The sequence below is a fragment of the Pseudomonas sp. HP_08 genome (assembly GCF_055284095.1).
The window spans coordinates 37,436-57,542 of record NZ_JBTOQC010000020.1 but is presented as its reverse complement, the minus strand read 5'-3'; the positions used below and the strand labels follow the sequence as shown (position 1 = coordinate 57,542).

Here is a 20,107-nt window from a genome sequence, read left to right as displayed (position 1 = left end):
ACATTGCCCTATCGCTGATGCGCACCTTCTGAACCGTCTATGGTCTTCAGTTACAGCTTTTAACTACCCGCCCCGATCGGCGCGCCCTGGCGCCTGTGCTTTCGTTCATTTTGAGAGGTTTGCATGTCTTATCGACTTGCCCCCAGCACCCTTGCCTTGCACATCCACGCACTGGTTCTGGGGCTGGGTGTCAGTGCATTGGCCCAGGCCGATGACAGCACCGCTACATCCTACGAAATCCTCACCCCGCTGGTGATCACCGGCAGTTATGCCCCGGTGTCCGGCTTCGATCTGCCGTTCTCGGTCGACACCGTGCAACTGCAGCAGATCAACGACGGCCAGTTGGGCGTCAACCTGTCCGAAGTGTTGCCGCGCGTGCCGGGGCTGGTGGTGCAGAACCGCCAGAACTACGCGCAGGACTTGCAGATTTCTTCACGCGGCTACGGCGCGCGTTCGGCGTTCGGTATTCGTGGCCTGAAATTGCTCAGCGACGGCATTCCGGCCAGCACCCCGGACGGCCAGGGCCAGGCGGCCACGCTGAATCTGGATGTGGCCGACCGCATCGAAGTGCTGCGCGGCCCGACTTCGACCATTTATGGCAGCAATGCCGGCGGCGTGATCCAGATGTTCACCCGCGACGGCCAGGGCCCCGGCAAAGTCGGCGCCGACACCACCTTCGGCAGCGACGGCTTTCGCAAGAATCACCTGTCGGCCGAAGGCGGCAACGACAAGGCGGGCTTTATCGTCGATGCCTCGCGCATGGACACCGATGGCTACCGCGACCACAGCAGCGCGCGACGCGACCAGACCTTTGCCAAGGTGCATGTCAAACCCGACGAAGACAGCCGCCTGGCGCTGACCTACAGCAGCCTGGAGCAGAACGGCACCCAGGACCCACTGGGCCAGACTTGGGAAGGCTATAAAAACGACCCGCGCTCGGTGGCTGCGGTGGCCGAGACCTACAACACCCGCAAGAGCATCGACCACCAGCAAGTGGGCATGAACTACGAGCGCAGCGTGGGCGACGCGACCTTGCAGTTCAACCTGTATGCCGGCCAGCGCAGCGTGGTGCAGTACCTGTCGATTCCGCGCACCGTGGCGTCCAACAGTCAGCGTGGCGGTGGCGTGGTCGACTTCGACCGCGAGTTTCATGGCGGCACCTTGCGCTGGATCCAGCCGATCCACGGCGTGCCCGGCCAGTTGACCGTCACCACGGGTATCGATTACGACCGCAGCCGTGACGACCGCCGCGGCTTTCAGAACTTCAGCGGCACCCAACTGGGCGTCAAGGGCGAACTGCGCCGTGACGAGATCGACACCGCAACCAGCCTCGATCCTTATGTGCAGGCGCGCTGGATTCTCGACAAATGGACCTTCGACGCAGGCATCCGCCACAGCACCATGGACATGGACGTCGATGACCGCTACCTGAGCAACGGCGATTCCAGCGGCTCGAAGAAATACCAGCGCAACACCCCGTCACTGTCGGTGATGTACGCCTTTACCCCGGAACTCAACGGCTATATCAGCGCCGGCAAGGGCTTCGAGACGCCGACCCAGGCGGAGATGGCCTATGCACCGGGCGCCATCGAAGGCTTCAACTTCGGCCTGTCGCCGGCCACCAGCACCCAGTACGAAATCGGCCTCAAAGCCAAGGTCGCGGGCAATACCCGCATCAACGCTGCGATCTTCGAAATCCGTACCGATGACGAAATCGTCGTGAGCAGCGCCACCGACGGCCGCACCAGCTACCAGAACGCCGGCAAGACCTTGCGTCGCGGCTTTGAACTGGGCGTGCAGACCCAACTGAGCGAACAGTGGGAAGCCACGCTGGCCTACACCCGCCTGCAAGCGACCTATGACCAGGATTTCACCGCCAGCGGCCAGACCATCGAAAAAGGCAACCACCTGCCCGGCGTGCCCGGCAGCAGCCTGTTCGGCGAACTGGTGTGGAAGCCGGTGCAAGGCATCAGCATGGGCCTCGAAGGCCAGTACCGCAGCAAGGTCTATGTCGAAGACAGCAACCAGAGCAAGGCCGCGCCCAGCTATGCGGTGTTCAACTGGCGCACCCGCCTGGAACAGCATGTCGGGCCCTGGACCTTTCACCAGTTGGTACGCCTGGACAACCTGGCCGACCGCCAATACGTAGGCTCGGTGATCGTCGGCGACGGCAACGGCCGCTACTACGAATCGGCACCGGGCCGCTCGTGGTACGCGGGCGCTGGCGCCAGCTACGAGTTTTAAAGATCGGCGCAGGCCCTTGTAGGAGCGCGCTTGTCCCGCGACCGGCTGCGTTAGCAGTCGTAAATTTTCGGCGTTTCCGATATTTTGCGAGCGCTAGCGCACTCGGTCGTCCGTATGCGGCCCAGACCAAGCGCGCTCCTACGGGGGGGGTGATGTGTGCAGCGTTAATAGACGTCGCGTTTGTAGCGGCCTTGTTCGATCAGGTCGCACCTGGCCGACCGCCAATACGTAGGCTCGGTGATCGTCGGCGACGGCAACGGCCGGTACTACGAATCGGCACCGGGCCGCTCGTGGTACGCGGGAGCTGGCGCCAGCTACGAGTTTTAAAGATCGGCGCAGGCCCTTGTAGGAGCGCGCTTGTCCCGCGACCGAGTGCGCTAGCGCTCGCAAAGTTGTGTAAACGCCACAAATTTACGACTGCTAACGCAGCCGGTCGCGGGCAAGCGCGCTCCTACGGGGGTGATGTGTGCAGCGTTAATAGACGTCGCGTTTGTAGCGGCCTTGTTCGATCAGGTCGCTCACGGCCTGTTCGCCGAGCAGTTGGGCAAGTACCTGATCGACGCCTGCGGCCATGCCTTGCAGGCTGCCGCAGATGTAGATTGCGGCACCGTCGGCCAGCCACGCCTTCAACTCGTCACCGGCTTCATGCAACCTGTCCTGGACGTACACCTTGCTCTCCTGATCCCGCGAGAATGCAAGGTCCAGGCGGCTGAGCTGGCCGTTGTCCAGCCAGCCTTGCAGCTCATCGCCGCAATAGAAGTCATGCGCCCGGTTGCGCTCACCGAACAGCAGCCAGTTACGGGTCTGGCCCTGCTGGATACGTTTCTGAAGCAAGCTGCGCAGCCCCGCCAACCCCGTGCCGTTACCCAGCAAAATCAGCGGCACCGGCTCGGCCGGCAGGTGGAAGCCGCTGTTGCGGCGCACGCGCAGGCTGACGGCATCGTCGACCGGCAGAAACTCGGTCAACCAGCCGGAGCCAACACCCAGGCCGCCATCGCTGTGAATTTCCTGACGCACGATCAATTGCAGCGAACCATGCGCCGGGATCGAGGCAATCGAATACTCACGCGCCGCCAGCGGCACCAGCGCATCGACCAGCGCCTGCGCGTGCAGCCCCACAAGGTGCGCCCGATGTTGCGGCAATTGCCGGCTGGCCAGCGCCTGCAACAGGCTTTCCTGCAAACCGTCCACGGTCACGCTTTCCGTGCCGGTCAGGCCCAGTCCATTGAGCAGGCGCAGCAGTACCACGTCGCTGTTGCGCGGCAGAATCTCGACCAGATCACCGGCCTGCCAGGTGGCGGCAGTCGGCGCGTCCAGGTCGAGCATGAACACCTTGGAGCCGCTGCTGCCGGGGTTGAGCAGCTCGCGGCGGCTCAGCGTCCAGCGTTCGAACGACGGCGCCTGCCAGGCACCGGTCGGTGTACTGCCGGTGGCGCGGCCCAGTTGCTGCTGCCAGTTTTGCAGGGCGGCAGGGTCGGCGTTGTCGACTTCGATCGGGGCGAACAGCGACTGCCCGCCGCGCTCGACCAGCCAGCCGTGCAGGCGCCGGGCAAAGGCGCAGAAGTGCTGGTACTGGCGGTCGCCCAGGGCCAGCACCGCATAGTTGAGGTGCGCAAGCGCCAGCGGCTGGCCGAGCAGCTTGCGCTCGAAACCACGGGCGCTGTCGGGTGCTTCGCCATCACCGAAGGTGCTGATCACGAACACCGCATTGCGGCTTTGTTGCAGGTCGCTTTCGGTCAGCTCGGCCAGCCGCTGCACACGCACCGGCAAGCCTGCGGCCTGCAATTGCCCGGCGGTCTGCCAGGCCAGCTGTTCGGCAAAGCCGCTCTGGCTGGCAAAGCCCACCAGCCAGGAGTCAGCGCCCGCCGCACCATCGGCAACCAGGCCGCTGCGGGCATTTTTGATCTCGCGCTTCTTGCGCCGGCGGTCCAGGTACAACAGCCAGCCGGTGATGAAGAACAGCGGCATCAACACCGCAGCAATGGCCATGATGATGCGACCCGGCAGGCCAAAGTAGCTGCCCACGTGCAAGGCATAGTTACTGGTCAGCAACTGCGCGCCCAGACGCTTGTCGGCATAACGCGCCACCGAGTTGATTTTGCCGGTTGCGGGGTCGAGGTTGATGATGTTCAGGGCACGCGGGTGCGGCGAATCCTTGAGCAGGTAGAAGACCGTGGCCGGTTGCCCGCCGGCATTGGGCAGGCGCAGGTTGTAGCCGGCAATGTCGGGGCCTGCGGTGTCGCGGATGCTCGCCCACACGGCGTCGTAATCGACCACCAGCGGTTGCGGCGCCTGCGCAGGTTTACCGCCTGGGCCGCCCTGGCCACCGGGACCGCCGGCGCGGCGCTGTTCACCGGCCGGTGGCGGATCGCCGAGCAGGCGATTCATGCCGTCGTTCCACCATTGGTAGGACCACATCAGGCCGGTGACGGCGAATAGCAGATAGGCCAGCAGGCACCAGGTGCCGAAGATCGAGTGCAGGTCCCAGTTGAAACTGCGGCCTTTTTTGGCCCAGTCCAGGGTCAGCCACACGCGCCAGTCCAGCTGCTTGCGCGGCCAGCGCAGGTACAGGCCGGACAGGCAGAAGAACAACAGGATCAGCGTACAGGCACCGGTGATCTGCCGGCCGGTTTGCCCGGAGGCCAGGAAACGGTGCAGGCTCAGCACGAAGTCAAAGAAGCCCTCACCGACGCCGTCGCCACGCAGCTCGCCGGTGTACTGATCAAAGTTGCGCTTGGGACCACGCCGCTCGCCGGGCTTTGGCTGGAAATAGACCTGTGCCACCCGGTTGCTGGTGGTCTCGACACGCAGAATCGCCACGGTCATGCCGGTGGCGCTTTGCAGTTTGCTGACCAGTTCGGCAGGCGGCAAAGGGGCGTCGCGCTTCTCGACCAGCAGCACCTGGGGATTGAGCGCATCGAGGATTTCTTCCTCGAAGGAATACAGCGCACCGGTCACGCCCATCAGCGCCAGCACCAGGCCTGCGGTAATGCCGAAGAACCAGTGCAGTTGAAACAGGACTTTCTTGAACACCACCGCCACCTCGCTGACACATGCGGTGCGCATTATGCGCTAACTGTTAGTAATTCTCATCTCGCAAAAAAGCCCTGCCTAGGTTGATAGGCAGGGCTTTGTTCATGCAGCGATTTAGAAGTGAAAGTTGGCGCTCATCAGTGCAGTACGACCTGCCGCCACATGGGCGTAGTGCGTCTGGAAGACCTGATCGAAATAGCGTTTGTCGGTCAGGTTTTGCACATTCAGTTGCAGGTCGACGTTCTTGGTCAGCGCATAGCTGGCCATGGCGTCATAGCGCCAGTAGGAAGGCACTTCGACAGAGTTGGCTTCATTACCGAAACGCGAACCTACATAGGTCGCGCCGCCACCGATGACCAGCCTGGGTATCAGTTCATAGGTGGTCCACAGGTTAAAGCTGTTACGCGGCGTGCTCGGCATGTGGTTGCCCTTGTCGGCCGCCAGCGTGGTCTTGACCAGCTCGCTCTCCATGTAGGTGTAGCCGCCGTAGACTTTCCACTGGCTGCTCAGATTGCCGGCATAGGTGAACTCGACACCTTGCACACGCTGCTCGCCGTCCAGCGCCTGATAGGTCGTGTTGTCAGGGTCGGTGATCCGCGCATTGGTCTTGTCGGTGCGAAACAGTGCAGCGGTCAACGACAGGTTATCGCCGAAGAAATCCCACTTTGTGCCCAGCTCGTAGTTACGGTTCTTTTCCGGATCCAGATCAGCGTTGTTGAGCGCTAGCTCCAGGCCGCCGTTACCACTGGTTTCACCCGAAGGATTGCTCGATGTCGACAGGGCCGCATAGATACTGCCGTTCGGCAGTGGTTTGTAGACCACACCCAGTTGGTAGTTCCAAAGCTCGGTGGTTTTCTGCCGGTCAAATGTACCGCCAGGCGTGGTGCCACGGGCGGCGGCGAAGCCACTGGAGCGAGTGTCGTAATGGTCGTAGCGCAATCCCAGGTTCAACGACCATTGCTCGTTGAAGGTCAGGGTGTCGAACACGTAGGCCGCAGCAGTTTTGGTATCGGTATCGGTGTAGGCCACGCTGTCGCTGATCACACCATTCCAGGCGTCCTTGGGAGACGGATCGTACAGGCTGGTGCAGTCGCCGGAGCGGATCAGAGCTGCCGAGCAGAGGCTGGCGATACTGCCACCCGAAGCGCTGAGGATGTTGTAGGCACGGTTATGGGTGTCCTGATACGTGAACTCGATCCCGCTGACCAGGCTATGGCTGATCAAGCCGGTATCGAATTTTGCCGCCAGATCGGTCTGGTTGACGAAGCCGCTGGAGGTCGAATTACGGCTCTTGGCCGAACGCGATACCGTGCCATTGACGACGTTGCCACGGCTGTCGTCCGGGTTGGTCACGATGTAGTCCAGCGTCGAGCGCGACATACGCAAACTGTTGGATAGCGTCAGGTTGTCGTTGAAATCGTGCTCGATGCGCACAGTTCCACTGTCGTTGGTGCTTTCCCGATAATCGCGACCGGTCAGGCCATAGAAATTGCTCTTGTCGACACTGACCGGCTTGTCGACCACGTATTTGCTACGCCCGGTGCTAAGGGTCAATGGAATGCCGTAATCCGGCATATCGTCGGTTTCCAGATGATAATAGTCGACCTTGAGCCGGGTATCGGTGCCCAGGCCGAAGGCGAACGAGGGTGCGACACCCCAGCGGCTGACATCGACATTGTCACGACCGGCCACATTGGCATCGTGCTTCATCAGGTTCAGGCGAACGGCCGAGGTGTCGTTGATCTGCTGGTTAAGATCCAGGGTGTAGCGCTGGGTCTGGTCGGAACCAAAGGCATAGCCACCGTTATAGGCGTTGCCCAGGTGGGCACCCTTGGTGATCAGATTCAGGCTGCCGCCGGTCGAGCCTGCGCCAGTGAACGCCGAGCCTGGCCCCTTGCTGACTTCGACCGATTCGATATTGAAAATCTCGCGGCTCTGGGCGGCCACATCGCGCATACCGTCGACGAATACATCGCTCTCGGCATTGAAGCCGCGAATGATCGGACGGTCGGCATTCGGGTTGCCACCCTCGCCAGCGCCAAAGGTGATGCCCGGCGTGGTGCGCAGGGCATCGGTCAGCGAGGTCGCGCCAGTATCACGGATCACCTGCTGGGCGATGACGGTCACGCTCTTGGGTGTGTCACGCAGGGGCGCGGTGTACTTCTTCGATGCCGACTCTTCAGTCTTGTACGCGGTATCGACCTGCTCGCCGGTAATGCTGGTGGCGCCCAGGGTGACGCTCTTTTCTTCCGCACTTTCGGCCGCATGAGCCATGGATGCGGCGGACATGGCCGCAATGGCGACACTGACCGCCGTTGCCAGCGAGCGTTGTGAACCGGTACTGAGTTGTAATTGTTGGCGCGACATCGTGATTCCCTCCCCCGAGAATTGAAGACGCGAAACATATTGCAAACAAATTCTATAAGCAATTGAGAATTACTGACATTTGCGTATTTTTTACATTTTTTACATTTCCGATCACGAAAATTTCACCCGCCGTGATGCACGCCATGATTTGAGGTTGTACACATTCAATAAGAATCACTACCATTCGCCACCTTCCACCACACCGGTGCTGCGCCATGCTCCTGCACATTCCTGGCTTGTTTACCCGCGACGAAGTTCTGCGCATTCGTCAGGCGCTGGAGCACACCGATTGGGCCGACGGCAAGATGACCGCCGGCTACCAGTCGGCCAAGGCCAAGCACAATCTGCAGTTGCCTGAAGACCATGCGCTGACCAAGGAAATCGGCGAGGCGATGATCGAGCGGCTGTGGAGCAATCCGCTGTTCATGTCAGCCGCTTTGCCGCACAAGGTGTTCCCGCCATTGCTGAACTGCTACACCGCCGGCGGCAATTTCGGTTTCCACATCGACAATGCCGTGCGCCAGGTCAAGGGCCGCGCCGAGCGGGTGCGCACTGACCTGTCGGCCACGCTGTTTTTCAGCGACCCGGATGAATACGACGGTGGCGAGCTGGAAATCCAGGACACGTATGGCACCCAGAGCGTCAAACTGCCGGCCGGCGACATGGTGTTGTACCCCGGCACCAGCCTGCACAAGGTCAATGCCGTGACCTGCGGCGCACGCTTTGCCTCGTTTTTCTGGACCCAGAGCCTGGTGCGCGAAGACAGCCAGCGTGCCCTGCTGTTCGAGATGGACAGTGCCATCCAGCAACTGGCCCGCGATGTGCCGGATCACCCGTCGCTGGTGCAATTGACCGGCACGTATCACAACCTGCTGCGCCGCTGGGTCGAGGTCTGAACATGAACTGGAATCTGGCCCGGCAAGAACCTGTCGACGGCGACGACTTGCGCGCCATGCTGGCAGAGAACCCGGCGCGCGCCGCCCAGGCCATTCTGGCGGCAGCCGGCGAAGGCATCGTCGAAGCGCAAGCGTTGCTGGGGCAGATTCTGCTTGATGGCAGCGGCATCCAGCGCGACCCGGCACTGGCCGTGACCTGGTTTGGCATCGCCGCACAGCAAGGGCATTTGATGGCACGCAACATGTTGGGCCGTTGCCATGAACATGGCTGGGGTTGCGCACCAGACAGCGTTCAGGCCGCGCAGCATTATCGACTGGCTGCCGAACAAGGCTTCGATTGGGGGCTGTATAACCTGGCGAACCTGCTGGCCACCGGACGCGGTGTTGTACAAGACCATCGGCGCGCCATGGCGTGTTATGCCAGTGCCGCTCATCAGGGCCATGCCAAATCGATGAACCTGCTGGGGCGTTATCTGGAGGAAGGTCTGGTGGGTCAGCCCGATATCGCGGCGGCCCATGAGTGGTATCGACGCTCGGCCGAGGCCGGGGATTTTCGCGGTCAGTTCAGCCATGCTTCGGTGCTGGCCGAACAGGGTCATGCCGAGCAGGCACTGACCTGGCTGAAAACCGCCCTGACGGGCGGCAATCTGAATTTCTTGCGGGTCAGCCGCCAGTCGTTACTCAAGGCGGCCCATCCGCTGCTGCGAGCACTGGCCGAGGACTATCATCAGCGTGCTGCCGATCTGGGTGATGAATCGGACCGGCAGGCGCTGCGCGACTTCCTTGTCATGCATCGGCCAGGGTGCGCAGTCTAGCTTTGCCAGCCTCTGCGCAGTTCGTCCATGTAATTGCTCAGGATGTCGGCACTTGCGATGAAACGTGCGGCGCTGTGCCCGCTGTCTTCACCGGTGAAGGCATAGCCGTTGAAGCGCTTGAGCGCCTCACGCAATTTGCCAAGCTCCTGCATGTATTCGTTTCTGGGCGTCTCCATGCCCTGGACCCGTTCGAGCTGGGCGAGGTGTTCAGTCTCTTTGTTGCGCAGTGAACGCAACTCGCGAGTCTGGGCCTGGATGTCGTCGACTTGTTGCTGCGAACTTTTACGACGGCTGACCAGATGCTCATATTTGAGCGCATCACTGGACAGTTGGAGGATAGCGGACATCGCCTCGATACCCTCCTGGATAGAGCCCACCAACGGATTCTTGGGATCGATGTCTGCCAGCTTTTTCAGGTTGTCGACCAAGGGCTTGAGCGTGTCGAAGAAATTGACTGACTCCAGGTCCTTGATCAGCTTGTTGAGCGTCGTCTCTTCTTCGCGCAGCCGGGCCAGCGGTGCTTCTAGAGCGGTAATCTCGGCATCGATACGGACGACCTCCTCGTTGATCGGGGCCATCAGGGCTTCGATATCGCCAAGCGACACGGCAGCACAGTTCAGCAGCGCATTATCCAAAGCCTGGGCATGCTCATTCAGACCGCTGGAGACCTCCAGCAGCAAGGCGTCGATTTCCGCCACGACCTGAGCGATGACGTCAGCACGACCGCTTTCATTGTCCTCTTGCAGCGCAGTCAGCGCTTGCAGCAAATCCGGAAGGCCTTCCCTGTTCATCAGGCCGGGAACCGCGCTGATGATGTGCAGCGCCTGTTTGTCGACCTCACCCAACTCTGTAATCAGGCTGCTTAAGGCTTCGCGTACAACCGGCAGGTAAAACTCACCCAGGGTGCCGGCGCTGCGTTTCAATTCGGTGCGTCGGGCAGTCACCACAGTCAGATCGGGTTTGGGCAGTTGCAACGGTGTATCCAGTACATGAACAGTCATGGGGAGCTCTCTTCCATTAGTAATAACATTCAATTCAACGGCGACTTTCTTCGAGCACCTTGTTAAAGGCTGTTAACAGATCAAGTGAATGTTTCCTGATATCGCTCCAGTTCCCGACCAGGTTCTTGAAGCGCGAAACAAAGATCACCAGAATTTTCCCGTCGTCCAGCCCTTCAAGACTGTTACGTGACGACTCGACCATCTCCGCGAGCAGCACCCACAAGCTTTCAATGTTACTGGCGCTGCTGATTGCGCCGTCCATTCGGATTCTGAGGTCCTGCATGTTTGTTTCGAACGCATGCAGTTCGCTTACAAACTTGTTGAGTTGCCTGAGTTGCCGCTCAATGGCCTGTTTTTCTGCAACCAGGCTGTCTTTTTCCTTCAGCGCCTTATTGGCCTTGGGCCCATAAATAGACCATGTTATGGCACCGCCGACAGAGCCCCACCAGAACCCCACCCACTTGTACTTGGAGTACTCGCCGTACTCGCCAATTTTCTGTTCGATTCTCTGATTGAGGCGATTGATATCTTCGGTCAGTTTTATAATCGCCTCACTGGTCTGAGACGAGTTGGCCAGATTGATCTTGCGCGCCACCTCGGGCGCCAGCGTATCCCTGAGACGCCCCTTGAACAGCGATATACCTTTCTTGACCCGCAGGGTGCTGGCGCTGTGCCGTGAGATCAGCCTCTCGAGTTCAACGACCAGCGCCACCAGCCCCGGCAATTGCTTGTGGTCGCCGTCCGGCAGCTTGACCGACGGCAATCTTGCAACCTGCTCCGGGGTCAGGTCATCCGGCTTCATTATTCGCCAGACATCCAGGCTTTTGATGAGGTCGATGGTGAGGTCAACTGTCGTGATCAGCCCCTCGGAGAAGATATACAAATCACTGCCGACGGCACGCATGTCGTCTTCCAGCTCAGCCCAGGTGGCCGCGTGATCACGGATGCGGGTATACAGTGCCAGAATGGCGGCGGGCTCGAGCCCGGCAATATTAATATCGTAACTGCCCATCAACTGTTTGATCTGCTCCAGGTCCAGAGGCAGCTCAAGGCCAGTGTTTACATAACGATGGATGCGCCGGACATCTTCATTGGTAATCAATAATCCCGGGGAACGCTCGACACCTTCACCACGCCCGGCCAGCGTGCTCATCAAGTCTTTTGCGACCTGGCTTATTTCACCAGCGCTGTGTTCCTTGCCATCCGTTTTTGATTGCTCGACTGCACTCATCATAATGTCCTTATTATAAATGCCTTCAAATCACTGCAGGTTCAAGCCTGCACCCATGAAGGTGTTTAAAACTTAGCAGAGCGATTGAGAACATGACAGCGAACAGAATGGATACAACGTGTAGGAATATGCCACACACGAAAAAACAACGAGTCTGTAACCCCGTATTAGTACTGAATGGATCCAACTTGTTTAAAGTAGCCGATAAAGTAAAACAATCAGTTACTAACAAGACGCATTTCAGCGCCCATAAAAAAACCCATGATCGCTCATGGGTTTTTCAGTACGGCGCCGGGCTTACAGGTAGAACGACTTCAGTGGCGGGAAGCCATTGAATTCGACGGCACTGTAGCTGGTGGTGTAGGCACCGGTGGACAGCCAGTACAGGCGGTCACCAATGGCCAGGTTCAGCGGCAAGCCGTACTTGTAGTGCTCGTACATGATGTCGGCGCTGTCGCAGGTAGGACCGGCGATGACCACTTCTTCCATCTCGCCTTTCTTCTCGGTCCAGATCGGGAACTTGATGGACTCGTCCATGGTTTCGATCAGGCCGGAGAATTTGCCCACATCCGTGTACACCCAACGCTCGACGGCGGTGCGCGATTTACGCGCGACCAGCACCACTTCGCTGACCAGGATACCGGCGTTGGCAATCAGCGAACGGCCTGGCTCAAGGATGATTTCCGGCAGATCGTCACCGAAATCTTCCTTGAGGAAGCGGATGATTTCTTCGGCGTAGGTTTCCAGGCTGTTGGTACGGGTGATGTAGTTGGCCGGGAAGCCGCCACCCATGTTGATCAGCTTGAGCACGATGCCGTCTTCTTCTTTCAGACGCTCGAAGATGACCTTGACCTTGGCGATCGCGGCGTCCCAGACGCTGATGTCGCGCTGCTGGGAACCGACGTGGAACGAGATGCCGTACGGCACCAGGCCCAGGTCACGCGCCAGGATCAGCAGGTCCATGGCCATGTCGGTCTGGCAGCCGAATTTGCGCGACAAAGGCCAGTCGGCCGTGGTCGAGCCTTCGGTGAGGATACGCACATAGACTTTCGAACCCGGGGCGGCCTTGGCAATGTTGCGCAGGTCGGCTTCGGAGTCGGTGGAGAACAGACGCACGCCTTTGTCGTAGAAGTAGCGGATGTCCTTGGATTTCTTGATGGTGTTGCCGTAGCTGATGCGATCCGGGCTGACGCCGCGGTCCATGACCTTGTCCAGCTCGTAGATCGAGGCGATGTCGAAGCTGGAGCCTTTATCCTTGAGCAGATCGATGATTTCGACCGCAGGGTTGGCCTTCACGGCGTAGTACACCTTGGCGAATTCGAAGCCTGCGCGCAGGTCATCGTAGGCCTTGCTGATCATCGCGGTATCGATGACCACGAACGGGGTTTCCTGGGTGTCAGCGAACGCCTTCATTTTATTGAAGGTGCTTTTTTCGAAATAGTCTTCGACCTTGATCGACATGCTCAGGGACTCCTGGGGGCAAACAAATGAATAAATGGGTGCAAATGAACGTCCTCCGTATCCCCACTTTGGTTCGCCTACTTCCCAAGGCATGTCGCCGAAAGCAAAAAGGCCATGGGGGTCAATCCCCTTGGCCTTGCTGTCTCGTCGTCAGTACTTGAGCCGGATGGATCGTTTCCAGCATGGACGTTCGGCGCGAACTTTAGGACCTGAGGGGCGATAGATCAACTAAAAATGTCGCGTTTTCACACGAGACATAGCGACCTTCACTACACCCACCTATGTAAACGACCTACATGACAGGCTGATGTTCCCTTTCGCCATCCTTTACCTGACCGGTGTCCGGGCAGACAGCGACGCCTGACAAGGGCATCAAGCCTGCCACGCGATCCAACCTAGCAATTGTGATAGGTGTCGCGGTGAAACGTGAGGGTGATACTCGTATCTCAGCAAACGAGGACGCCACCATGAAACTCATGCCGGATAACTACCAGGGCGAACCCCAAGGCCAAACTGCCGAGGTACCGACATGGGGGCCTTCAGTGACGTCCTATTTCACCCAGAATGAAGCAGAGCTTCTGTACGTCGAGCAGTACGTGCCCAGGGCCGGGGACAATATTCATATCTATTGGTCAGGCTGTAATTTTTTCTTTGGTGCCCGAGGTGGGTACGCAGGGATCCAGCATCAAAACAATAACCTCATCGGGGATCAGGTCTTCACCTACAACAACATTTGCTCCATTTGGGATCTGGCAGACAGCCCGAATGACTCCGAGGTGCGCCTGGACTACGGGATTGAAGGACTGCACTCGAGCCATTTTGGCGGGGAAGGTACAGGGCTTCATACCTCTCATCCTATGCCCTGGAACCTGGACCAGTGGTATGCACTGGTCATCAGACGATGGTTCGTGCCGAATGAAACCGTGACCCGCATGGCGATGTTCATGTACTCGTATACGGACGATAAGTGGACACATTACATGTCAGCCTCAGTTCCTGATGGCGATGTTTCACTGACCGGCACAACCTGCAGCGGCTTTCTCGAGCGCTTCAATGGAGAAGCACTGGGCTATCACGGTTTTTACGGCCAGCACTTCAGGATGAACAAGGATGGCTCCTAGCAGAAACCGACTCATTACGAGGCTGGAGCCGGCGGCGATCCGCACGCCTGGAATGCCGAGGTGGTCGATGGCGCTAACATCAAGCTGATTGCGGGCGGCTGGCACCCTAACGACCAAAGCTCCATCAGGCTTGACCCCAATCAGTTCGATGCCAAACCCAAAGTGGTCCAGCCACCCAAGGTCCAACTGGGCTGGCTGAGTTACGACTCCATTAACGGTAATCTGTATGCCGAGTGGTCGCTACCAGCCAATACACCTCCCCAGTTGGGTTATCGCATCGAAGTCCGTCCAGCTGCATCGGGCGGAACAATTGCCTCCAATTCAAACCTGAAGCCCCAGCAGCGGAACACGAGATTCGATACGGGAATACTGGCGTCCGGAAACTACATCGTGAGCATTGTGATCACCGATATTTTCAACCAGCACTCTGTTTCAAGCTCAAAGACGTTCAAGGTCTAAAAGATTTCCCGGGACGCTTGTGTCACGCGACAAGTCCTGCGCCATGACAGCGCAGGACTTTCAGTCCGTTTACAGCGAGGCTTCAGCCGCAATCTCTGCCGGCGAAACGATGCTGCTCTTGGCCCCGCGTGAACGGCCGGAACTCAGGTAGGCGGCAATCGATTCCTGGGTCACTTCACCCAGGAACACCCGCTCGGCATCCAGCACCGGCAGCCATGAGCGGTTGAACTCGTACATGCGCGACAGCAGGATGCGCAGGTTTTCGTCGTAGGCCGCGGTGCCGTTGAACTCACGCAGGAACTGCACGCAGGTGCCCTGCTGGCGGTGCAGGTCGCGGCGACGCACATAGCCCATGGCCTTGTTGCCGGCATCGGTGACTACCACGTAGCGGCGGTCGTTTTCGTCCATGACTTCCAGCGCATCGGCCACCGGGGTTTCCGGGCTGACCGAGGGCGCGTTGTCGGCGGCGTCTTCGGCCTTGACCAGCAGCAGGCGCTTGAGCGTGCTGTCCTGGCCGACGAAGTTGGAGACGAAGTCATCGGCCGGATGCGCCAGCAAGGTGTCCGGGTGATCGATCTGCACCAGCTTGCCGGCGCGGAAGATCGCGATCTTGTCGCCCAGCTTGAGGGCTTCGTCGATGTCGTGGCTGACCATGATCACGGTCTTGTTCAGCGCCCGCTGCATCTCGAAGAACTCGTTCTGGATCATTTCGCGGTTGATCGGGTCGACCGCTCCGAACGGTTCGTCCATCAGCAGCAACGGTGCGTCGGCCGCCAGGGCACGGATCACGCCGATACGCTGTTGCTGGCCGCCGGACAGTTCGCGCGGGTAGCGATGCAGGTACTGCTTGGGTTCGAGCTTGATCATGTTCATCAACTCGCGGGCCCGGTCATGGCACTTCTGCTTGTCCCAGCCGAGCAGTTTCGGCACCACCACGATGTTTTCTTCGATGGTCATGTTGGGGAACAGGCCGATCTGCTGAATCACATAGCCGATGTTGCGGCGCAGGGTCACTTCATCCAGGCCGGTGGTGTCTTCACCGTTGATCAACACCTTGCCGGAGGTCGGCGTGATCAGGCGGTTGATCATCTTCAGCGTGGTGCTTTTGCCGCAGCCGGAAGGCCCGAGAAAGACGCAGATCTCGCCTTCGTTGACGGTCAGGCTGACCGAGTCGACAGCCTTCACTTCTTTGCCGTTGCTCTGGAAAGTCTTGGTGAGGTTCTGGAGTTCGATCATTTCAGGAGTCCTTTTGGAGTCAGCGTGCGTTGCAGCAGTTGCAGGAGCAGGTCGGCGATAATGGCCAGGATGCTGACCAGTACCGCGCCGACGATCAGCATCGACATGTCGCTGCGGCTGATTGAAGCAAGAATGAGTACGCCCAGGCCGCCGGCGCCGATGGTGGCGGCGATGGTCATGACGCCAATGTTCATCACCACGGCGGTGCGCACACCGGCGAGGATGACCGGCACGGCAATCGGCAACTCGACCATGCGCAGGCGCTGGCCGAAGGTCATGCCGATGCCCTTGGCCGCTTCACGAATACCGGGTTCGACGCCGGTCAGGGCCAGGTAGGTGTTGCGCATGATCGGCAGCAGTGAATAAAGGAACACCGCCGTGATCGCCGGCAGCGGGCCCAGGCCCTGGCCGAATTTCGAGTAGAACGGCAGCAACAGGCCGAACAGGGCAATCGACGGCACGGTCAGCAACACCGTGGCGCTGGCCTGCAAGGGACCGGCGGCGGCCGGGAAGCGGGTCATCAGGATGCCCAGCGGCACACCGACCAGAATCGCCAGGGTCACGGCGACGCCGACGAGGGTGACGTGCTGCCAGGTCAGTTGTGCGACCTGGGCCCAGTCCATGTGCGAGAAGGCGCTGAAAAATTCCATGGGTCTGCCTTCCTTTAATTAAGCGGATGCTGGCGCAGAAACTCTGCGGCAACAGTGGACGGGCTCTGGTGATCGACATCCACCTTGGCGTTCAGGCCGCGCATGGTGGTGTTATCCAGCAGGGCTGCCAGCGGCTCGAGCAGGCCGGTCAGTTCCGGGTGAGCATCGAGAACGTCTTTGCGGATCACGGGAGCCGCGGTGTAGTCCGGGAAGTACTTCTTGTCGTCGTCCAGCACCTTGAGCTTGAACGCATCCAGGCGGCCGTCGGTGGTGTAGACCAGGCCTGCAAACACCTGGCCGTTGCGCAGTGCGGTGTAAACCAGGCCGGCGTCCATCTGGCGGATGTTCTCGCGGCCCAGGTTCATGCCGTAGTGCTTGACCATGCCCAGCAAACCGTCGGAGCGGTTGGCGAACTCGGTGTCCAGCGCCACGATATGGCCTTGGTCGGCCTCATCTTTCAGCACCTTGGTCAGGTCGGTCATGGTGTTGACCTGCGGGTACTGGTCGGCGACGTTCTTGGGCAGCGCCAGGGCGTAGGTGTTGTTGAACTTCGACGGTGCCAGCCATACCAGGCCTTTTTTGGCATCCAGTTCCTTGACCCGCGCGTAGGTCTGCTCGCTGTCGAGTTTTTCATCGACGTGGTTGTAGGCCACCAGCGAAACACCGGTGTATTCCCACAGCAGGTCCAGCTGGCCGCTTTCATGCGCACTGCGCGCCAGGTTACTGCCCAGCCCGCCAGTGATCTGCACGTCAAAGTTCTTGGTGCGCAGGTATTGCGCGGTGAGTTCGGCCAGCAGCGTCTGCTCGGTGAACACCCGCGCGCCGATGCGCAGCAGCGGCTTGTCGGCCGCCTGGGCAAACGCCGAGAACAGCAGGCCAAGGCCCAGTAATAAACAAAGCTTTTTCATGAGGGTTCCTTATCTTCTCTGCGGCATCGTCTCAACGGCTCAGGCCGCGTTCGAGCCAGATCCGGCTGAACAGCGTGACCAAGCCATCGAGCAGCAGCGCCAGCAAGGCGGTACACGCAGCGCCCAGCAGCAGTTGCGGCTGGTTGTTCAGGCCGATGCCCGGAAAAATCAGGCTGCCCAGGCTGTTGGCACCGATCAGGAACGACAGCGGTGCGGTGCCGACGTTGAGCGCCAGCGAGATGCGCACGCCACCGACGATGATCGGCACGGCATTGGGCAGCTCGACCTTGAACAGCACCTGACGCGGGGTCATGCCGATGCCGGTGGCGGCTTCCTTGAGCGAGGCGGGAACGTTTTTCAGGCCTTCGTAGGTGTTGCGCACGATGGGCAACAACGAGGCGAGGAACAGCGCGAAGATGGCAGGCCCACTGCCGATCCCGAGAATACCGAGAGCAATGGCCAGAACCGCGAGAGGAGGAACGGTGTTACCGATGTTGAAGATCTGCATGAAGCGTTCGGCGCGGCCAACCATGGACGGTCGGCTCAAGGCAATGCCGGCAGGAATACCGACCACCAGGGCCGCCAACATCGAAACCAGAACCAGAACCAGATGCGCTTGCAGGTAAAACAGCAGGTCATCCTTGTACTTCACAAATGTTTCAGTGCCGATCCATTGGACCAGCAGGGCCAGGAGTACGACGATAATCGCGCCTCCCAATAGCCCCTTGCCATAGCGATTAGCCACGGGCGGACTCCTTTTTTCAGTCGGCGAACGCATGCCTGGCATCCGTTGCAGGATGCAGGTTCAACGTTCGCGAAGAGCAGCAGGTGGGTCGCCATAAAAGGCGAAAACACAAGCCATGAGCACAGCTTCGTCAAGCCGATTTGCAGATGAATCAGCCACTTGAAACAGTCCTGACATGGCCTGTTACAAGGGAATGGACGTCTCCGGAATCCGAAAGGTTCCCACGCGAGACAGCATTTGGCCACCCCGGATCGACTGAGCGGTTCGGTTATTGGCCCGAGTTGCGCTATAATCTGCGCCCTTTTTTGACTCCCTTTTCAGGCGATTTCCCATGACCCAACAGGCCGCCGAAGTCGCGAAACGCCGCACTTTCGCCATCATTTCCCACCCTGACGCCGGTAAAACCACCATTACCGAAAAGCTCCTGCTGATGGGCAAGGCGATTTCGGTGGCCGGTACGGTCAAATCGCGTAAATCCGATCGTCATGCCACCTCCGACTGGATGGAAATGGAAAAGCAGCGCGGCATTTCCATCACCACCTCGGTCATGCAGTTCCCGTATCGCGAGCACATGATCAACCTGCTCGACACTCCGGGCCACGAAGACTTCTCGGAAGACACCTACCGCACCCTGACGGCGGTCGACTCGGCACTGATGGTGCTCGACGGTGGTAAAGGCGTCGAGCCACGCACCATCGCGCTGATGGACGTCTGCCGTCTGCGCGACACGCCGATCGTCAGCTTCATCAACAAACTCGATCGTGACATTCGCGACCCGATCGAGCTGCTCGACGAAATCGAAGCGGTGTTGAAGATCAAGGCCGCGCCGATCACCTGGCCGATCGGTTGCTACCGCGACTTCAAGGGCGTGTATCACCTGGCCGGCGACTACATCATCGTCTACACGCCGGGCCACGGTCATGAACGCACCGAGACCAAGATCATCCAGAAACTGGACTCGGACGAAGCCCGCGCCCACCTGGGCGACGAGTACGAGCGCTTTATCGAGCAGCTTGAGCTGGTGCAAGGCGCCTGCCACGAATTCGACCAGGACGAATTCATCAACGGCCAACTGACCCCGGTGTTCTTCGGCACCGCGCTGGGCAACTTCGGTGTAGACCATGTGCTCGATGCCGTGGTCGACTGGGCGCCACGCCCGCTGGTGCGTGAAGCCCGCGAGCGCAGCGTTGAGCCGGTCGAAGAGAAATTCAGCGGCTTCGTGTTCAAGATCCAGGCGAACATGGACCCCAAGCACCGCGACCGCATTGCGTTCATGCGTATCTGCTCGGGCCGCTACGAGAAAGGCATGAAGATGCGCCACGTGCGCCTGGGCAAGGACGTGCGCATCGGCGACGCCCTGACCTTCTTCTCGTCAGAGCGTGAAATGCTCGAAGAGGCCTACGCCGGAGACATCATCGGCCTGCACAACCACGGCACCATCCAGATTGGCGACACCTTCACCGAAGGCGAAGCGCTGGGCTTCACCGGTATTCCGCACTTCGCCCCGGAATTGTTCCGCCGCGTACGCCTGAAAGACCCGCTCAAGTCCAAGCAACTGCGCCAGGGCCTGCAACAGCTGGCCGAAGAAGGCGCCACCCAGGTGTTCTTCCCGCAGCGCAGCAACGACATCATTCTGGGCGCCGTCGGTGTGCTGCAGTTCGATGTGGTCGCCAGCCGCCTGAAAGAGGAATACAAGGTCGAATGCGCCTACGAGCCAATCACCGTCTGGTCAGCCCGCTGGCTCGATTGCGCCGACAAGAAGAAGCTCGAAGAGTTTGAAACCAAGGCCGTGGAAAACCTGGCACTGGACGGCGGCGGTCACCTGACCTACCTGGCGCCAACCCGGGTCAACCTGGCACTGATGGAAGAACGCTGGCCGGACGTGAAATTCCGCGCGACACGCGAGCATCATTGATAAAGCGTATTAGCGGCCGGGGCGA

General features: G+C 59.7%; 15 protein-coding genes and 1 pseudogene. 7 read left to right on the top strand and 9 right to left on the bottom strand.

Annotation, left to right across the window (positions count from 1 at the left end):
* Positions 1-123: 123 nt before the first annotated feature.
* Both ACYAS9_RS18155 and ACYAS9_RS18150 read left to right on the top strand, forming a co-directional pair.
* A complete protein-coding gene (locus ACYAS9_RS18155) occupies positions 124-2,244 on the top strand; it encodes a TonB-dependent receptor family protein (protein WP_463569651.1) in 2,121 nt (706 codons plus the stop codon).
* Positions 2,245-2,451: 207 nt separating this feature from the next.
* Positions 2,452-2,571: pseudogene (locus tag ACYAS9_RS18150) on the top strand (hypothetical protein); the annotation flags it as partial.
* Positions 2,572-2,718: 147 nt separating this feature from the next.
* Here ACYAS9_RS18150 and ACYAS9_RS18145 read toward each other — a convergent pair.
* Positions 2,719-5,310 carry a PepSY domain-containing protein gene (locus tag ACYAS9_RS18145; RefSeq protein ID WP_463569650.1) on the bottom strand — a complete coding sequence of 864 codons (2,592 nt, stop codon included), beginning with the start codon at positions 5,308-5,310 and terminating at the stop codon, positions 2,719-2,721.
* Between the two features lie 81 nt (positions 5,311-5,391).
* The gene (locus tag ACYAS9_RS18140; RefSeq protein ID WP_463569649.1) at positions 5,392-7,644 is read right to left on the bottom strand and encodes a TonB-dependent receptor; all 2,253 of its coding nucleotides are present in this window, start codon (positions 7,642-7,644) and stop codon (positions 5,392-5,394) included.
* Positions 7,645-7,859: 215 nt separating this feature from the next.
* Here ACYAS9_RS18140 and ACYAS9_RS18135 point away from each other — a divergent pair, with 215 nt between their 5' ends.
* Both ACYAS9_RS18135 and ACYAS9_RS18130 read left to right on the top strand, forming a co-directional pair.
* Positions 7,860-8,540 (top strand): Fe2+-dependent dioxygenase, encoded by a 681-nt coding sequence (locus ACYAS9_RS18135; RefSeq protein WP_463569648.1) that lies wholly within the window; start codon positions 7,860-7,862, stop codon positions 8,538-8,540.
* 2 nt (positions 8,541-8,542) lie between these two features.
* On the top strand, positions 8,543-9,355 hold the full coding sequence (locus tag ACYAS9_RS18130; protein WP_463569647.1) for a tetratricopeptide repeat protein: 813 nt from the start codon (positions 8,543-8,545) through the stop codon (positions 9,353-9,355).
* Here ACYAS9_RS18130 and ACYAS9_RS18125 read toward each other — a convergent pair.
* The 3 genes from ACYAS9_RS18125 to ACYAS9_RS18115 form a co-directional block, all read right to left on the bottom strand.
* Positions 9,352-10,356, bottom strand: a complete 1,005-nt coding sequence (locus tag ACYAS9_RS18125; RefSeq protein WP_463569646.1) for an alpha-xenorhabdolysin family binary toxin subunit B — start codon at positions 10,354-10,356, stop codon at positions 9,352-9,354. The genes ACYAS9_RS18130 and ACYAS9_RS18125 overlap by 4 nt on opposite strands.
* A 34-nt stretch (positions 10,357-10,390) precedes the next feature.
* The gene (locus tag ACYAS9_RS18120; RefSeq protein WP_463569645.1) at positions 10,391-11,590 is read right to left on the bottom strand and encodes an alpha-xenorhabdolysin family binary toxin subunit A; all 1,200 of its coding nucleotides are present in this window, start codon (positions 11,588-11,590) and stop codon (positions 10,391-10,393) included.
* 294 nt (positions 11,591-11,884) lie between these two features.
* On the bottom strand, positions 11,885-13,048 hold the full coding sequence (locus ACYAS9_RS18115) for a type III PLP-dependent enzyme (RefSeq protein ID WP_463569644.1): 1,164 nt from the start codon (positions 13,046-13,048) through the stop codon (positions 11,885-11,887).
* A gap of 467 nt (positions 13,049-13,515) precedes the next feature.
* Here ACYAS9_RS18115 and ACYAS9_RS18110 point away from each other — a divergent pair, with 467 nt between their 5' ends.
* Both ACYAS9_RS18110 and ACYAS9_RS18105 read left to right on the top strand, forming a co-directional pair.
* Positions 13,516-14,169, top strand: a complete 654-nt coding sequence (locus ACYAS9_RS18110; protein WP_463569643.1) for a DUF3472 domain-containing protein — start codon at positions 13,516-13,518, stop codon at positions 14,167-14,169.
* Between the two features lie 60 nt (positions 14,170-14,229).
* Positions 14,230-14,628 (top strand): hypothetical protein, encoded by a 399-nt coding sequence (locus tag ACYAS9_RS18105; RefSeq protein ID WP_463569642.1) that lies wholly within the window; start codon positions 14,230-14,232, stop codon positions 14,626-14,628.
* Between the two features lie 69 nt (positions 14,629-14,697).
* Here ACYAS9_RS18105 and ACYAS9_RS18100 read toward each other — a convergent pair whose 3' ends face one another.
* The 4 genes from ACYAS9_RS18100 to ACYAS9_RS18085 are packed head-to-tail and all read right to left on the bottom strand — an operon-like array spanning position 14,698 to position 18,200.
* On the bottom strand, positions 14,698-15,864 hold the full coding sequence (locus ACYAS9_RS18100; RefSeq protein ID WP_463569641.1) for an osmoprotectant ABC transporter ATP-binding protein OsmV: 1,167 nt from the start codon (positions 15,862-15,864) through the stop codon (positions 14,698-14,700).
* A complete protein-coding gene (locus tag ACYAS9_RS18095) occupies positions 15,861-16,514 on the bottom strand; it encodes an ABC transporter permease (RefSeq protein ID WP_463569640.1) in 654 nt (217 codons plus the stop codon). The genes ACYAS9_RS18100 and ACYAS9_RS18095 overlap by 4 nt, the downstream gene beginning before the upstream one ends.
* A 14-nt stretch (positions 16,515-16,528) precedes the next feature.
* Positions 16,529-17,422: a glycine betaine ABC transporter substrate-binding protein gene (locus tag ACYAS9_RS18090; protein WP_463569639.1), complete on the bottom strand. Its 894-nt coding sequence runs from the start codon at positions 17,420-17,422 to the stop codon at positions 16,529-16,531.
* Positions 17,423-17,453: 31 nt separating this feature from the next.
* The gene (locus tag ACYAS9_RS18085; RefSeq protein WP_463569638.1) at positions 17,454-18,200 is read right to left on the bottom strand and encodes an ABC transporter permease; all 747 of its coding nucleotides are present in this window, start codon (positions 18,198-18,200) and stop codon (positions 17,454-17,456) included.
* 298 nt (positions 18,201-18,498) lie between these two features.
* Between ACYAS9_RS18085 and ACYAS9_RS18080 the strand changes: the two genes are divergently transcribed.
* Complete coding sequence (locus tag ACYAS9_RS18080; RefSeq protein WP_463569637.1) at positions 18,499-20,082, top strand: peptide chain release factor 3; 1,584 nt, start codon at positions 18,499-18,501, stop codon at positions 20,080-20,082.
* The last annotated feature ends 25 nt before the right edge of the window (positions 20,083-20,107 follow it).

Excerpts from the sequence above, each read along its gene's own strand:
- ACYAS9_RS18155 (WP_463569651.1), top strand. The coding sequence starts at position 124 with ATGTCTTATCGACTTGCCCCCAGCACCCTTGCCTTGCACATCCACGCA.
- ACYAS9_RS18145 (WP_463569650.1), bottom strand. The coding sequence starts at position 5,310 with ATGCGCACCGCATGTGTCAGCGAGGTGGCGGTGGTGTTCAAGAAAGTC.
- ACYAS9_RS18140 (WP_463569649.1), bottom strand. The coding sequence starts at position 7,644 with ATGTCGCGCCAACAATTACAACTCAGTACCGGTTCACAACGCTCGCTG.
- ACYAS9_RS18135 (WP_463569648.1), top strand. The coding sequence starts at position 7,860 with ATGCTCCTGCACATTCCTGGCTTGTTTACCCGCGACGAAGTTCTGCGC.
- ACYAS9_RS18130 (WP_463569647.1), top strand. The coding sequence starts at position 8,543 with ATGAACTGGAATCTGGCCCGGCAAGAACCTGTCGACGGCGACGACTTG.
- ACYAS9_RS18125 (WP_463569646.1), bottom strand. The coding sequence starts at position 10,356 with ATGACTGTTCATGTACTGGATACACCGTTGCAACTGCCCAAACCCGAT.
- ACYAS9_RS18120 (WP_463569645.1), bottom strand. The coding sequence starts at position 11,590 with ATGATGAGTGCAGTCGAGCAATCAAAAACGGATGGCAAGGAACACAGC.
- ACYAS9_RS18115 (WP_463569644.1), bottom strand. The coding sequence starts at position 13,048 with ATGTCGATCAAGGTCGAAGACTATTTCGAAAAAAGCACCTTCAATAAA.
- ACYAS9_RS18110 (WP_463569643.1), top strand. The coding sequence starts at position 13,516 with ATGAAACTCATGCCGGATAACTACCAGGGCGAACCCCAAGGCCAAACT.
- ACYAS9_RS18100 (WP_463569641.1), bottom strand. The coding sequence starts at position 15,864 with ATGATCGAACTCCAGAACCTCACCAAGACTTTCCAGAGCAACGGCAAA.
- ACYAS9_RS18095 (WP_463569640.1), bottom strand. The coding sequence starts at position 16,514 with ATGGAATTTTTCAGCGCCTTCTCGCACATGGACTGGGCCCAGGTCGCA.
- ACYAS9_RS18090 (WP_463569639.1), bottom strand. The coding sequence starts at position 17,422 with ATGAAAAAGCTTTGTTTATTACTGGGCCTTGGCCTGCTGTTCTCGGCG.
- ACYAS9_RS18085 (WP_463569638.1), bottom strand. The coding sequence starts at position 18,200 with ATGCGTTCGCCGACTGAAAAAAGGAGTCCGCCCGTGGCTAATCGCTAT.
- ACYAS9_RS18080 (WP_463569637.1), top strand. The coding sequence starts at position 18,499 with ATGACCCAACAGGCCGCCGAAGTCGCGAAACGCCGCACTTTCGCCATC.